Source organism: Umezawaea sp. NPDC059074, assembly GCF_042738955.1.
In the GTDB taxonomy this organism is placed as follows: Bacteria; Actinomycetota; Actinomycetes; order Mycobacteriales; family Pseudonocardiaceae; genus Umezawaea.
Window position 1 is genome coordinate 69,884 of sequence record NZ_JBHYHC010000010.1, and the last position, 14,236, is coordinate 84,119.

Annotated in this window: 16 protein-coding genes; 3 read left to right on the forward strand and 13 right to left on the reverse strand. The window is 65.4% G+C overall.

Annotated features, from left to right (window positions below):
• Positions 1-160 precede the first annotated feature (160 nt).
• The 11 genes from ACFWW9_RS07570 to ACFWW9_RS07620 form a co-directional block, all read right to left on the reverse strand.
• Positions 161-997, reverse strand: coding sequence for a hypothetical protein (locus ACFWW9_RS07570; protein ID WP_390372830.1), 837 nt, complete (start codon positions 995-997; stop codon positions 161-163).
• A 153-nt stretch (positions 998-1,150) separates the two neighbouring features.
• On the reverse strand, positions 1,151-1,441 hold the full coding sequence (locus tag ACFWW9_RS07575; protein WP_390372833.1) for a hypothetical protein: 291 nt from the start codon (positions 1,439-1,441) through the stop codon (positions 1,151-1,153).
• A gap of 137 nt (positions 1,442-1,578) precedes the next feature.
• Positions 1,579-3,801, reverse strand: a complete 2,223-nt coding sequence (locus ACFWW9_RS07580) for a cell division protein FtsK (RefSeq protein WP_390372836.1) — start codon at positions 3,799-3,801, stop codon at positions 1,579-1,581.
• A 52-nt stretch (positions 3,802-3,853) separates the two neighbouring features.
• Entirely contained in the window at positions 3,854-5,056 is a 1,203-nt protein-coding gene (locus ACFWW9_RS07585; protein WP_390372838.1) for a hypothetical protein, read from the reverse strand.
• Positions 5,053-5,319, reverse strand: coding sequence for a hypothetical protein (locus ACFWW9_RS07590; RefSeq protein ID WP_390372840.1), 267 nt, complete (start codon positions 5,317-5,319; stop codon positions 5,053-5,055). The genes ACFWW9_RS07585 and ACFWW9_RS07590 overlap by 4 nt, the downstream gene beginning before the upstream one ends.
• Positions 5,316-5,675, reverse strand: a complete 360-nt coding sequence (locus ACFWW9_RS07595; protein WP_390372842.1) for a hypothetical protein — start codon at positions 5,673-5,675, stop codon at positions 5,316-5,318. The genes ACFWW9_RS07590 and ACFWW9_RS07595 overlap by 4 nt, the downstream gene beginning before the upstream one ends.
• A 92-nt stretch (positions 5,676-5,767) precedes the next feature.
• The gene (locus tag ACFWW9_RS07600; protein ID WP_390372844.1) at positions 5,768-6,226 is read right to left on the reverse strand and encodes an NUDIX domain-containing protein; all 459 of its coding nucleotides are present in this window, start codon (positions 6,224-6,226) and stop codon (positions 5,768-5,770) included.
• 34 nt (positions 6,227-6,260) lie between these two features.
• Complete coding sequence (locus ACFWW9_RS07605) at positions 6,261-6,425, reverse strand: hypothetical protein (RefSeq protein WP_390372847.1); 165 nt, start codon at positions 6,423-6,425, stop codon at positions 6,261-6,263.
• A 118-nt stretch (positions 6,426-6,543) separates the two neighbouring features.
• Positions 6,544-6,984 (reverse strand): RRQRL motif-containing zinc-binding protein, encoded by a 441-nt coding sequence (locus tag ACFWW9_RS07610; protein ID WP_390372849.1) that lies wholly within the window; start codon positions 6,982-6,984, stop codon positions 6,544-6,546.
• On the reverse strand, positions 6,984-7,487 hold the full coding sequence (locus ACFWW9_RS07615) for a Pycsar system effector family protein (protein WP_390372852.1): 504 nt from the start codon (positions 7,485-7,487) through the stop codon (positions 6,984-6,986). Before ACFWW9_RS07615 ends, ACFWW9_RS07610 begins: the two co-directional genes overlap by 1 nt.
• Positions 7,487-7,858: a hypothetical protein gene (locus ACFWW9_RS07620; protein WP_390372857.1), complete on the reverse strand. Its 372-nt coding sequence runs from the start codon at positions 7,856-7,858 to the stop codon at positions 7,487-7,489. Before ACFWW9_RS07620 ends, ACFWW9_RS07615 begins: the two co-directional genes overlap by 1 nt.
• Positions 7,859-7,979: 121 nt before the next feature.
• Here ACFWW9_RS07620 and ACFWW9_RS07625 point away from each other — a divergent pair, with 121 nt between their 5' ends.
• Both ACFWW9_RS07625 and ACFWW9_RS07630 read left to right on the forward strand, forming a co-directional pair.
• Positions 7,980-8,753: a GntR family transcriptional regulator gene (locus tag ACFWW9_RS07625; protein WP_390372860.1), complete on the forward strand. Its 774-nt coding sequence runs from the start codon at positions 7,980-7,982 to the stop codon at positions 8,751-8,753.
• Positions 8,754-8,762: 9 nt separating this feature from the next.
• Positions 8,763-9,521 carry a protein phosphatase 2C domain-containing protein gene (locus tag ACFWW9_RS07630; RefSeq protein WP_390372863.1) on the forward strand — a complete coding sequence of 253 codons (759 nt, stop codon included), beginning with the start codon at positions 8,763-8,765 and terminating at the stop codon, positions 9,519-9,521.
• A 620-nt stretch (positions 9,522-10,141) separates the two neighbouring features.
• On the opposite strand, the gene ACFWW9_RS07635 is transcribed toward ACFWW9_RS07630, so the two are convergent.
• Positions 10,142-11,185, reverse strand: a complete 1,044-nt coding sequence (locus ACFWW9_RS07635; RefSeq protein ID WP_390372866.1) for a hypothetical protein — start codon at positions 11,183-11,185, stop codon at positions 10,142-10,144.
• 493 nt (positions 11,186-11,678) lie between these two features.
• Between ACFWW9_RS07635 and ACFWW9_RS07640 the strand changes: the two genes are divergently transcribed.
• Entirely contained in the window at positions 11,679-12,638 is a 960-nt protein-coding gene (locus ACFWW9_RS07640; protein WP_390372869.1) for a hypothetical protein, read from the forward strand.
• A 1,224-nt stretch (positions 12,639-13,862) separates the two neighbouring features.
• Here ACFWW9_RS07640 and ACFWW9_RS07645 read toward each other — a convergent pair.
• Positions 13,863-14,099, reverse strand: a complete 237-nt coding sequence (locus ACFWW9_RS07645; protein ID WP_390372871.1) for a hypothetical protein — start codon at positions 14,097-14,099, stop codon at positions 13,863-13,865.
• Positions 14,100-14,236 lie beyond the last annotated feature (137 nt).

Genomic DNA, 14,236 nt, shown 5'->3' on the forward strand with positions numbered 1-14,236 from the left:
GGTTTTCGGACAGGTGGGTTCCTTGCGCAGCACGACCTGGGGGGGTGCGGGGGACGGGGTCGGGGTGCCGCGCGGGGGCGGGGGGGGTCACGTCCGGCGCGGCACCGAGCTGGTGCAGGGGTGGTGCGAGGTCACGTCCCCGGCCTGAGCAGGGTGGTTGTCAGCGCAGGCGCTGGCCGTCGACCCAGATTTCGCCGCTGACGTGACCTCGGAACCGGACCTGTCCGTCGCGGATGGACTCCACGTAGCCGTCCGGATCGACGCGCGTGGTTCCGTCGGGGGTGTGGACGATCCGCGTGCCGTGGTCGTCCGTGTGCGGGTCGTTCGTGGTCGGGGGTGTCACGTCCCCGCTGTGACCTGTGCGGGGTGGCTGGCCGAAGGTCACCGTGTCGTGGGCGAAGTCGACTCGCGCCCTGCCGCGGTTGGGTCCGCCGACGTTGTTGACGTTGATCGTGCCGGTGGCTCCGCTGATGTAGTTGCCGACACCGCCGGTGATGGTCATTCCGCCGAGCTGGACCCCGACTTGCAGGTCCACGCCAGCATCACCGGATGCCACGTTCACGGTGTGGTGTGCGTCGCGTTCGGCGCGGCGGGCGCGCTTGGCAGCCTTCTTGGCCTGCTTCTTGGCGCGTTCGGCCTGCTTGGCGGCGTCGGCTGCGGTGGGCTCGGCGGTGTAGGAGTCGTGGCTGACGTCGTGCTGACTGCCGACCGTGGCGTTGCCGGAGACGATGTTGGTGTTGTGCAGGATGATCCGCGGTCGCGGGTCGTGGTCGTCGCCTTGGTGCGGCTGGTCGTTCATCGTCGGGTCGTCCTCTGTGGTCGGAGACTGCTCGGATGTCACGTCCCCGTGGTGACGCGCGGATTCCTCGGCAGCGGCCGCGGTTTTGGCGACCCGGTGCGCGGCCCGTGCGGCGTCGAGCCGTTCGCGGGCCGCGGTGACCTGGTCGAGGTCACCGGTCTGCTTCGCCGCGTCCAGCGCGGCTTTGGCACGGGACACGGCTTTCCGGGTGTTCTGGGTGGACTTCCCGCTGCCACCACGGCAGCGACGCCAGGATCGACACATGGCGGTTTCCCTTTCCCCGCAACGGAACTGCTGTCACGTCCCCGTGGTGAGCAGCGCCGATGTGGTGTCCGTTGTGGTCAGTCCGCGTCAGCGGTCGATCTGAATCCCTGGACCTGCACCGGTTCGGGCGGCGCGGCGGGCGCGGCGCAACCTGGTGGCCGCGTTCCACGCTCGGCGGCCCCACCGCAGCCGCAGCCCGGTGCCCTTGCAGCGGCGACACAACCGGACCGCGCCAAGGAGCCTGGCGCGGAAACGGCCCGCTCCCTTGCAGGTCCGGCACGGTTTGAACGGCCACACCCCACACGTCACGAGGTAGCAGAGCGTGACCACAATGAGGAGTGCGGTGGGCAGGCCGATGGTGGCGATGAGGGTGTTCACGGGTGCTCCTGGGCTGTTTTTGGGCGCGCGAGGGCTGCGCCTCTAGGAGCTAGGGCGCTGATCAGGTGGTATTCGACTTCCTAGGGGAGGGCCTAGGTCTAGAGGGGGTGACCTCTAGACCCAGACCCCCGCGGGTCCTACCGGCGAGCTGGCTTTCCGTCACGCTCGGTGAGAGCGTCGGTGATCCAGTCCCGTGCGACGCCCATGCGGTTGGCTCCCTTGCCGGTGGTGGGGTCGGTGCCCCACACCTGCTTGGTGGTGATGCCGTAGGGCTTGAGCGCCCCCGCGAGGGTGGTCGCCTTTGCCGAACCGGTGGGCAGTTCGCCCCACGCCCCGTAGGTCGCGGGCCGCAGCTCCGCCAGGCGGTCCACGATGGATTCCGACCAGGCCTTGTCCGCCCCGCCGATCGCGGTCGCCACGTCCTCCAACAGGGTGTTGGTCTCCTCTTGGTCGACCTCGACGTCGACCCCGGCGGCGTAGCCGGTCAGCCGTCCCGCCGCGGTGCGCAGCGCCCGCGCGCGGCCCACGATCTTTTCCGCGTCGGGCGCGTCGATGTAGACGCCCTTGACGGTCAGCGGCTCGTCACCGACGCCCTTGAGGATGCCGATTCCCTTGTCGGAGAACGCGAACGTGGTCGCGCGGACCCCGTTCTGGTAGGAGGAGGTGCCCAGCACCATGTCGTTGGGCACCTGACCGGCGACCTTGAGGCAGAACCGCAGGATCGCGTTGTCGCTGATCTGGGTGGGGATGGACTTGGAGTCCGGGCGCTGGGTGGCCAGCAGCATCACGATCCCGGTGGCTGGACCTCGCTTGACCAGGTCCGTGACGATTTCCTCGATCTCTTTGCCGTACTCGGCGTGCTCGAACCACACCTGGCACTCGTCGACCCCGACGACGATGGGGTGCAGCGCCAGCGACTTGTTGTTGGCCAGTTCCGTGGTCACCTTGGACTCCGGGCACAGGTCCTTGGGCAGCTCCCGGATCACCTTGGTGCGGCGCCGCATTTCCTCCCGCAGCTCGCGGAGGTCCTGCACCGCGTACTCGATGTCGGCGGGGTCGTCGCCTGCGCGGTAGCGGTGGGCGACCGGTGCCAGCGGCGACAGGTCGCCGGTGCCCTTGAGGTCGAACGGGTGCAGCTCGGCCCGCGGGTCCATCGCGGCGATGAGCAGCAGCTCCCGCAGCGTGAACGTCTTGCCCATGCGCGGAACCGCTCCGATGATCCCGGAGACGAACATCAGCACCAGCTCGACCCACTTGCCGCGCTGGTCGGTGCCGAAGGGCTGCGGGGCGAACAGGTCGATCGCGGTGCCCTTGCGCAGCGACCACGCGGGCTGACGCGCCTTGCCCATGTCCTGGTCGCCCACCCACAGCACCAACCGTCCGGGGTGGACTTCGGGCTTGCCCTCGGGCCACACGCACCCGAGGGGCCTGCCCAACCCGGAGGCGAGCTTGACGCGCTTCTCGGTGACCTCGGCCGCGGTGACGCCTGCGGGCAGGTCGACCTCGGCCCGCCAGCCCGGCCCGTCGCGGGTGATGGGCGCGGTGAACCCGATCGCGTTGGGGTTCTTCGCCAGCGCGGAGTTGATGCCGCTGATCGAGAGCACCGACAGCGCCTTGACCACCGTGTCCGAGGTCAGCTTGGCGACCTGAGCGCCCAACACGGCGCGACCGGCGACGGGCTTGTCCGCCGGGGTGCCGAGCCTGCCCAGCAGAGCAGCGGCGATCAGCCCGCACGTCCACAGCACCCACGACGGGGACACCATGGGCAGCGCGAACAGCAGCACCACCCCGACCGTGGAGCCGATGAGCAGCAGGATCGTGCGGGCACGGACCCGCGCGTCCCGTTGCTGCGCCAGCTTCAGGTACATGTCGGCCGCGCCCTGGTTGGCCATCTGCCGGCGGACCGGACGTCCCTCGGCGTCGGAGACCCAGCGGCCGGTGGAGGCCAGCAGCAGCAGTGCCCCGCGGGGGGACCGTGCGGCGAGCTTGGCCGCGTAGATCGGGCTGCGCACGGCGTGGAAGCCCGCGGTGTGGGCGTAGTGGCGCACGACCCACTTCGCGGTGTCCTTGGCCTGTTCCATGGTGCGCAGGTAGCCGGGGATGATCGGCTGCCGGTCGGTGCCGCGCATCCGGTCCACCCACGTGGAGGTGTCGGCGGTGGGCTGGTCGACCGCCACCATCGCGGTGGTCTCCTCGGGGGCGTCCTCCACGATCTCCCCGACCAGGACCTCGGGGGCGCGATCCACGTCGGTGCCGGGCGTGGCGTCGGCGGGGGTCACGTCCCCCTCGGTTCCGCGGCGCAGCGGTACGACGTTGTTCGACAGGTCGGGGTCGGGCGTGGTCAGGGATTCGGTGCTCATCGTGACCTCCTCGTACGGCTGCGGTGGGACAGGGCGGTGTCGGCCGGGGTGTTCATGCGGTGACGGGGGTGGGGCCGTCAGGACCGGAGTGGGTCAGGACGCGGTGCACGACCGCGGCGACCTCGGAGCGGATGCGCAGGAACTTGCGCACCGCGGTCTGGCTCGGCGCGGCCGGGAGACGACCGGAGTCGATCGCGGCGCGGACACGGGAGACGTAGCCGGGGACCTTGTCCGCGGTGTCCGCGGGCAGTCCGGCCAGCTCCACCAGGAGCAGCGGGTCGGACGTTTCCGCATTTCCCGAGGGGTCCAGGTCGTTTCCGGCGGGGGGAATCGGCTCGACCGTGGGCAGGGTGGACAGGTAGGCGCTGATCTCGTCGGTGAGGCTGTCGACGACGGCGTCGACCTCCGGCAGCGGCGCGACGGGAAGACCCGGCACCGTCACCGCGACCAGCCGCGCCCGGCCCCACGGGCGGCGGCGCAGCCCGACCACACCGGGCCGGTGCAGCAGGGTCGCGGTGCCGTCCGCGGCGAGGTCGGCGACCGCGGTCCGCACGGCGGCACGGCGGACCGCGTCCACCCGCTTGACCGCCAGGCGGTGCAACCGGTCCGCGGCGCGCTGCTCACGGGTCCGACGCGGTCCGGCGGTGGAAGCGGTGTCCACGATCTGGTGCACGATCACCCCGCCGACCGCGACGACCGCCATCACCACGCCATCGGTGACGCTGCCCCCGGTGGCGGTCAGGCCGTGCAGGAACGCCAACGTGGCGGACACCGCGGCGGAGACCCACAACCCGAGCAGCAGTCGCGCCACCGGTCGATAACCGCGGCGGGCGGCAGCCACGGCGAACGCGAACGCCCACATCGCTGCTTCGCTGTAGAGCGGCAGGGTCCACCCCGGCGTCCCGTACAGGTCGTGGCCGTACCCGGAGATCGCCGACCACGCGAGCACCGCGGGGACCAGGATGACCGGCACGAACAACAGGTCCAGGGTGTGCGCGGACACCCACCCGGCCACCGCGCGTGAGGCACGGGCGCGCCGGTCACGGGCCGCGGCCTTCTCGGCCTGCACGCGCTGGGCGTCGGCCGCCTGGGTGGCGCGGCGCTGCTCGATCAGCATGACCTGATCGGCGCGGCGGGCGTCCCGCTCGACCTGCCGGGCCTTGAGGTCGGCCTCGGTCTTGGCCGCCAGGTCGGCGCGGCGCTGCTCTGCTTGGGCCGCGCGGTCGGCGCGGCGGTTCTCGGCGTAAGTGCTCACGGCGTGACCTCCTGACGGTGCAGACGGGACGGGCGAAGACGCGCGGTTCGGCGGGGCGGCATCAGCAGTGCCGCGGCGGACGCGAGGGCGAGGAACGCGATCAGCACGGCCATGTTGTGGCTGCCGTGGCCGATCAGTGCCCATCCGGCCAGCGCGACCAGTGCGGCGGAGACCAGGAGCTTCCACAGCAGCACCAGCAGTACGACCGGCACGAGACCGAGCAGCCAGAACGACGGGGGCAGGGACCCGAGGGCGGCACTCACTTGTCCACCGCCACGTCACCGAGCGGGCGCAGACCGGCGGGCCAGTCGGCGGAGTCGATCGCGGTGTCGGCGTTGCGGCAGAACCGACGCGCGGCCTCCTGTGCTTCGGCGGTGTCGGGCTCGACGTCGTAGGCGAACCCGGTGTCGTCGCACATCGCGGAGAACTCGACGTCCATGTCGGAGGCGCGGGGCGCGTCCTGCACCTCGACCGGCACGGCCGCCGGATCGAGCGGGCTCGGGGTGGTACCGGGCTCGCAGGCGGAGAGCAGCAACACGAGGAACGTGATCAGGGCGGTGGTCGGTGCCGCGGCGCGGCGGCCGGGGTGGTTGTGGTGCCGGGGCGGGGACTGGGACATGCTTGTGCTCTCCTTGGCTCACTTGCTGGGTTGAGGGAGACCCGAACCGGCGGGCTGTTCTTGGCGGAGTGGACCGCCGGTTCGGGGCGGAGCTAGCGGCTGAGCGTGTGGAACAGGTTCAGCGCGTCGGCCAGGACCTCGCTGTGGTCGAACGCGAGGTTCCTGATGTCCGGCACCCCGTAGATCCGGGTCCAGCGGGCCATGGCGGCGTCGTCGGCCGCGACGGCGATCGGCCGGTCCGGGACGATCGCGAGGTACGCCACGGACACGACACGGCCGCGGGGGTCGCGGTCGGGGGCGTCGTAGATGCCGACCTGGTGCAGGCGGTTCGGGTCGACGATGACTCCGGTTTCCTCGGCCAGCTCGCGGACCGCGGCCTGTCGGAACGTCTCGCCCGGTTCGACGTAGCCGCCGGGCAGGGCGCGGTGTCCGGCGAACGGGTCGTGGCCGCGTTCGATGAGCAGCACGTTGGGGATGCCGTGGGGGTCGTGGCCGATGACGACCATGTCGGCGGTGATGGACGCGTTCGGGGCTTTCACAGTGGTTCTCACTTTCGCTTGGGTGTCCGATGTGGATGGTTTGGTGCTAGCGGTACTTCGGGTAGGACTCGTAGGTCCTCTCGCCGCACTGGCAGCTCCACACCTCGAAGGTGTCGCCGGTGAGCGGGTTGGTCCCGGTCCGCCCGGTGTTGTAGTAGCCGTCGTGGTCGCCCCACTCGGGGGTGCACCGGACGCCGTTGCCCGTGGTCATGGCGGTGGATCTCCTCTCGTGGGCTACTGGTCGGGGTCGTTGTCGGGGAAGTTCGCCCCGCCGTTATCGCCGCAGTCGGAGCAGCCGTCTCCGTTGCAGGCGGTGCACGTGATCCACATCAGGCGGCCTCTTTCAGGTCGGTGTCACAGGCGGTGTCGAAGCAGGGCACGCAGCACTTGCGGCCGTCCCAGCGCGGGACGATGTAGCCGCGGTCGTGGCCGCATTCCGGGCAGATCCGGCGACCGAGGTTGGCTTTCGCGATCGCGGTCCACTTGGCGGGCGTCATCGGCCGGACCGGGACCGCGGCGGCGATGAGGTAGAGCGAGGCGAACCAGGTCTTGCCGGACTTGTTGTGGCGGCCGTAGAGCACCGCGACCGGGTCCGCCCCGCCGGGACGCAGGTTGAGCGACCGCAACTGCCGGTAGGTCGCGAGCAGGTGACGGGGTGCCATGCCGTGCGAGAGCAGCGGGAGCCCGTCGTGGGTGCCGCGGGTGTAGGTCGGACCGGTCTGCCACGGCACGCTGGGCGTCCAGACCCACCCGAACGCTTTGCCCGCCATCACGACACCGCCGCGGTGATCCGCTGAGCCGTGGCGCGACTCCCAGCCAGCGACACCAGGCCAGCCACGATCAGATCGACCGCCAGACGCACGCGGACGTACTTGGCCCGCACGATCACGGCCAATCCGCACAGCTCCTTTGCCTGCCGGAGCGGCGTGGTGTCCTCGACCAAGACGTTGAGCACCTCACCGGGCCGATCCACAAACCGAGCCAGCCGGGGGAACCCGAACGGGTCAGCGTTGCCGAATCGAGGACGGACCGCGAGCAGCAGCACCAGAACAGCGCCCAGCATCAGGACCGCGGCCACCCACAACAGCACCACTGCGGCCGTGGGCATCGGCCTGGTGGACAGCGCCACCACCCCGGCCAGGAACGCGCCGAACAACGGCAGCAACGTGGAGGCCTTGGTGTCCGCGCGGGCCAACTGGACGTTGACGTCGGCCGCGGCCTGGTCGATCACGGCGGTGATCTCCGGCGCGGGGACCTCGGAAGTGGCGTTCATCAGGCCACCCGCCCCATGGTCGCCGCGGTGCGAGCGGCCAGACGGCGGGCCTTACGCCCGACGCGGTTTCCCTTGCCCTTGCTCTTGGTGCTCTTGGGCTTGCCGAAGACCGGCTCGGGGAAGGTGGCCGTGATGACCGGCAGCGGCGTGCCCTCGGACTCGCGGAGAGCCTGAGCCTGCGTGACGCCGTACTGGGCGACGATCCCGGCCTGAGCGCGGGCGGCGATACGGCGGTTACGGCGCTCCAGCGCGGACCCGTCCAGCAGCGCCGGCGTCGGAGCGGCTACCTCGATCTCCGCCGAAACCTCGACCGAGATGCGGGCCAGAGCCGCCTGGGTGAGGCCGTCGGGGTAGTTGTTCGTGCTGCTCATCGTTGACTCCCTCTGGATCTTGCGAACCAAGTTCGCATGTCTGCCGGTCTGTATGCAGACATTAGGAGTCATCTGAAGTCGTTGTCAAGACTCTGTATGCAGACTGCTCTAGACTGGTTCCATGACCAGCGGATTCACTGACGCTCGCCCACTTCAGGTGCAGGTAGCCGACGACGTCCGGCTGAAGATCGAGAGCGGCGAGTGGCCGCCGGGCCACAAGCTGCCCTCGTTCGACGAGCTTGCGGCGGCGCACAACTGCTCTCTTGCAGTTGTGCGCAAGGCAATCGATCTGCTGAAGCAGCAGGGGCTAATCGTGACGATGCAGGGCAGCGGAACCTTTGTTCGCTCGCATCCAATCGCACAATTGCAGGGAATTGAGCGGTACTCGCGCAGCCTTTGGCAGTCAGGCAAGACGGTACTTGTTGCCACGCCACGGGATTCAATCTACGGCAAGGCGAGCCAATCGATTCGAGCACTTGAAGAAGTTCCTGCACCAAAGTTCGTGGCTGATCGATTGCGAGTGGAAATCGGAACCCTTGTGTGGGCTCGACGCAGGACCACCGCCGTCGATGGACGCCCTAATCAGCTCGCAGACAGCTACTACGAGCTCGGCGTCGTTCGCGGAACGGCAATCATGGAATCGGACACCGGACCCGGAGGTGGGCTGGCCCGCCTTGAGGAGAGCGGGTACCGACTAGCAGAGGTGGAAGAGGAACTGTCAACCAGGATGCCCTCGGGGCCAGAATCTGTTTCACTTCAACTTCCGCCGGGTACTCCCGTTCTCGAGCTTATTAGGACGATTTATGACGACACTGGTCGCGCGGTAGAGGTCATGATTTCCGTGATCGCTGGTGACACCGCCGCGTTCCGCTACCGATTCCCGATTCCCGACTGAGGGGCCCAGATGCGAGCCGTAGTAGAGAGCCAAGCGACGCCCGGTCGGAAGAACGACGATTACGCAGCAGTTGGCCTGGGCTGGGCCGTCGTACTCGATGGGGCGACCGCACTGAGACCTGCGGAGAACGGATGTATCCACAACGTTCCTTGGGTGGTTCGTCAACTGGCCGGGAACCTGGCTCAATTGTTGACCTTAGCGCCTGAAATAGCGCTGACCGATGCTCTTGCCGAGTCGATTACACGAACTTGCTCGGCGCATGATAAGACCTGTGATCTGAGTAATCCCGATAGTCCGTCGTCGACAGTCACAATATTGCGCAATCAGGGCGACGTCCTTGACTACCTGGTACTCGGAGACTCCCCGCTACTAATCAGCCGTTCCGGAAATGTCGAACCAATTCTAGACGAGCGGATGGCCAATCTGAATGATTACTCATATGAAGCGGTTATAGCAGTACAGAACACGCCAGGTGGCTACTACGTGGCTAACACCATGCCCGATGCCGCTTATCAAGCCGTGTGCGGAAGCCTTCCAGCCATGGAGGTAACTTCGGCCGCACTGCTGTCAGACGGCGCGAGTCGCCTTGTCGACGCGTTCGGGATGCTGTCGTGGGAAGAGCTATTCCGCATTCTGTCGGACGAGGGGCCTCGAAGTCTGATAGCCCAGACCCGGAAGGCCGAAATCCAGGGGTTTTCGTCAGGTGATGGGCGGAAACGTAAGCACCACGATGACGCAACCGCCGTCTTCGTGGACTTGGGACCGTAAGAGCGACCGCGACCGGATGCGCACCAACTACCTCCATAGCTCGGCACGCTTTGCTGGAAGCGTATGACCTAGTGGGGTAGCCGTCCCACCGCAGGTCAGGTGGGGGCGGTCTGTTCTCCGGGACGGATTGAGCCGTCCCAACTCCTCGTGCCGTCCCAGGCTGATCTGCGGTGGGACGGTTGGGACGGCTGGGACGGTTACCCTTCCGGCTGTGTGTGGCGATTGAACTCGCAGAGCGGCGCACCGTGTGAAACCCCGTGAGGACACGGGTACGGACGGGATTTCGACGCTGACGGCCTACTGCGTCCCTGTCTCTGCAGGGAGTCGTCAGCGGGCTACGCTGGCGACACCACTCGAAGTCAGCTGGGCCGCACTAGGCAGGACGTCTGGCCAACTCCTCTAGCGACTGGAAGTAGCGGGGATGGGTACGCATAAGATCCTCATCAGATGTAGCCGAAAGCACTACCATCTCGATATTTCCGTCCGCATTCTCAAGATCCCGTTCGGCCGTGAACCGAGCAGCTAGCGCCTCGGACCGCAGAGCGAACCGTCGACTGCTGATCAACTGACCAGCAGAGCGGTCATAGATCAAGAATGTATAGGTCACGGTCCCTAGTGTATCATTTCTGTTCATTTTTCGCGAGCCCTTCAAGGAGGACTTTCGTTGCAAATTCTTTTTGTGCCTCCGTCGGCTTCAAGCCGGGAATTGATTGCTCAAATTTTCGCAAGGATGACTCAATGATTGTCCTGCCTACCCTATCGAACATATCGAACATATCGTTTCGGGCTTTCGCCATGCTGTCAATGATGTCGTCTGTGTATATGTCGTAAGTGCTAGCGAGTGCTACCCTGGCTTCTTCGGTGGACACTCCACTCTGATTGACAGCTTCGACCAATTCATCATATCCGGGATGTGCAGAAAGGGTCTCGCTATTATCCTGAATGGCCTTCATCCACTCGTATTTCGCGATAAGTTCAGAAATGTACCCCATATTCTCCAGTACGAGTTCAAGAAGCCTTTCGCGCGACTCGAGCCACTGAAGTGCATTGGCAAATACCTTCCCATGTGGTCGTGGGGAGTCGCGAATTGTTTTGAGAATCAGTTGGCCGAATTTGTGGTCTAAATAGTCCGGGTCTTTTCCGTATCGAATTCCTCGGCCGACGACATCGGCGATCTTTTCATTGAGATTAGCCCAGTTGCTCTGCCATTTCGTTCGAATCTGAACTTCGACGGGAATTTTATTGGGGTACACAACCACGTGCACTGCGCGATAGCCGAACATCGGTTCGTTGACCCGGTTGACTAACCTAGGCGTCTTCGGCGCATCGGAAAATAGGCGCTTAATATCATAACCCAGATTCAGCTGCTGAACAAGATCAAAGTCTTCGACTATTCGCATCCCGGCAAGGTCTTGAATATTAGGGAGCCCTCCCTGCCTTCTTAGTTTCTCAAGAATAGTTGGAGTGTTTTTCAGTCGAGGAGTCGCCCGAAAACCTGTCTCGCGCTCCACGCGTTCAACTGCCTCACTGAGCGTGTCATCGTATGCAGCCAGAAACTCACGAAGAAGGTCCAAGTCTCCGGGGTCCGGCACCGGGTTTGCGACTAGTCGCTTGCCAAGGCGCTCAGCTTGCGATTTTGAAAATGGAAGTTGACTCGGGCTCATCCGCCAACTCTACAAAATCCGTGGATCCCGCGCCTTCCCCACGCCGAAGGGGGGCTACGCTGCAATAACCTGTGGCTGGCCAGGTGGGCGAGCCCTCTCAAGGACCTAAGTCAGAGCCGACCTCGGCACAGCAGCGGAGGTCTCTGCGTGACTAGGTGCGTGACAGTCCCACTGGATCCCCCCGGACGACCATGGACGACCACAACATCCTGACCAGGTCGTAGCAGTAGGAGAGCCCAGGTCTCTCGCTCGGCGAGATTCCCTCGTAACGAACAGGTCTGCGAACAACGCACGCTGCGCGGCAAGTGGACATCTCGGCTGGCCCGTTGGCTTAGAGCCGCCGCGCGGAGACCCCGTCGGTTGAAGGCGTCCCGAACTGGAACTGTCGGTGTGGCGTGCCAAGATCCCCCAGGTTTGGTCCTGGAGAGGGCCAGCGTGAGCTCAGGGGGCAGGTATGCGAGTAGCTCTACAGCCGGCAAACCTCGTAGGTGATGTGCTGCAGCACTACGAGGACACCATTGAGCGCCTGGTCGTCTTCGACGAACACGCTGACCTGTTGGCGCCATCGGTACTGGCGGATCTGCATCGCCTCTTCCCAGATGGACGTGCGCGAATGTGGGGGGTGGTGCCCGGCAAACGGAACGTGAACGTAGGCAAGGTCGCACGCCTTCGAGCGGGTGATTTCGTGTTGTTCTACGGAAGCGGCAGGTTGTACCTGGCGGGCACCGTAGTCCTCCGCTGGCACAACGCAGCGTTGGCCAAGCGCCTGTGGGGGTTCGACAAGTCGGACGTACCTCAGACCTGGGAGCACATGTACGCCCTGACGGATGTGCGGCAGATCGATGTCCCGATCCAGGAGGTCAGGCTTCTGCTGGAGTGGAAGCCGAAGGCAGTCGTACAGGGCTTCAACATCTATCACGCCCAAGATGCCGAGGGGCTGCGGGAGCTATGCAACCTAGCTCCGGCCGAGGAAGCCCCAGTAGAGGTAGCAGGTAGCGACCGCGACGCGCACGAGCAGTTGACTCGGATCTTCGACGGCCCGACCGATGGGGAACGCGCAAGCGCCATCCGGCTCGAACAGCCCCAGTTCAAGAAGCGGCTCAACGAGATCGGCAGAGGCAGCTGCGCGCTGTGCGGACGGGTACTACCACCAGGTCTCCTCGTCGGAGCTCACATCAAGAAGCGATCGAAGTGCACCGAGGACGAACGCCGCGACTTCGACAACGTCGGGATGTTGGCGTGCCTGCTTGGCTGTGACGGCCTGTTCGAACGCGGGTACATCGCAGTTGGCCGCGGGGGCGAACTTATGGTCAGCACCAAAGCTGTCGAGTCGCCCGAAGTGACAGCGATGATTCAAAGTCACCTTCAAGATCGGGTGATAGCGTGGTGGACCGAAAACCGGGAGAAGTACTTCGAATGGCATCGTACTCATGTCTTCTTGAAGATGCTGTAACCGGAGCAGAGATCCTTCCACTCTGAGATGACGAAAATGAGCGTCAGCCCCAGGCTCGGCGTAGCAGGGTTCGCGTCCCTGGCGCCCTGCTTCAAGTACGACGGTGTTACATCTGAGACTTGGCAAGCGACAGTGCTGTTGGGACGGCTACCCACCCTGGAGCGGACACCGCCGCGGTTCATGCACCGCCTCGCCCGAGGGCATTCCCCGTCGTCGGCCAGGCGGTAGTGCCGGATGACGGGAGCGTTCTGGCATGACAGCGACTCGACACACTCCAGCAGAATTCCCGCATCCACGAAAGCTCTGAGGACCGCTCGAGAATCGTCGAGCAGAATGCCGGTTCGAGTGCTCAACTGGCGCAGCGTCAACTTGCCGTGTTCGGCACCTCGAAAGTCTCCCACGTTGACCTAATGATATATCCCTCTCAGGAGACTATGCATTCGAATGACAGTAACCCGCGCAGCGAGTAGTATGCGCCCATGCTACCGGTCAGTCAGCAACTTATGGGTCAACTCGACTTGAGAACGGCGTTAGAGGAAGAAGCATCATGGCTTCTGTCATAAAGAAGCTCAAATCTGTAAACGTAAGTGTCGATGACGTGGCCTTGACAATACGGGCGGGCGCTGTTCGCGAAGCTGCGCTGACATGCAGGGATTTTGTCATCGAAATGGATGAAGCGACCCAAGTGTGAATTGATCTTTTCTTGCCGTGGGACCCAGTACCTGTCCGCTATGGGCAGTGGTCGTCTCATTGGCCGCCGTACGCGCTCCCGTTAAGTCAGTGCTCGCCACGGTTCAGGGCCTTCGTCGCAGGGCTCTGAACCGGGAAGAAGCTGCAAGTGGGCCGGGTCGTCAAGGCCGGGCTGTACAGCCATCCCGACACCAACGCAGAAGGCCGCAGTGGTCGAATCCGCTGATGAACGGTGACTTGTTGGTCTAGACATCGACAGCGCGCACGAACTCCTAGTGGCCGCCCGGCGCATCCGGAGGCCTTCTCGTCGTCAGGGAGCTGAGCGAGAAGATGATCGCTCATAGAGTCGCGGTACCGCCGTGCGGAGATGGCAACGGGCGGCTCCCCGCGGGGAGCCGCCCGTCTGGACTGAACGCGTTGCCAGACGCATCAGCCCTGCTCCATGCGGTGGCCGTGCGTGGCGGCCGGTTTGACCGTCCGGGCCTAGTCGGCCGCCCCGCTTCGTCCCTCACACACATGGAGTACGACTTGACCCTAGGGACCGATGGCCAAGAATCTCCAGTAGGCCGAGGTGGGCAATCCGGTGACCAGCACGCTGGGTGCGGTGACCGGTGCGGGGTGACCGGTGCAGCCGATCGCGCCCTGGCTAGTTGGGCGGCAACTTTTCGAGCTGTTGTGCTGATCTCGGTCGCGGTCAGCCTCGGCGCGGGTGTGTTCTGGGTTGTTCCAGTCGACATCCACATATCCCGCGAGGGCGTCCAGATCGTCCACGTCAGGTAGATGGCCTAGGCGTGCTGGCGGTGGGCGGATAGCGTTGAGCCGGTTGCAGTTCTGGTTGCATTCGCCCCGCTTCGCGGGCGGCCGCCTCTGGCCGCAGGGTGGGGCCCACCAGGAAAAACCGGCTAGAC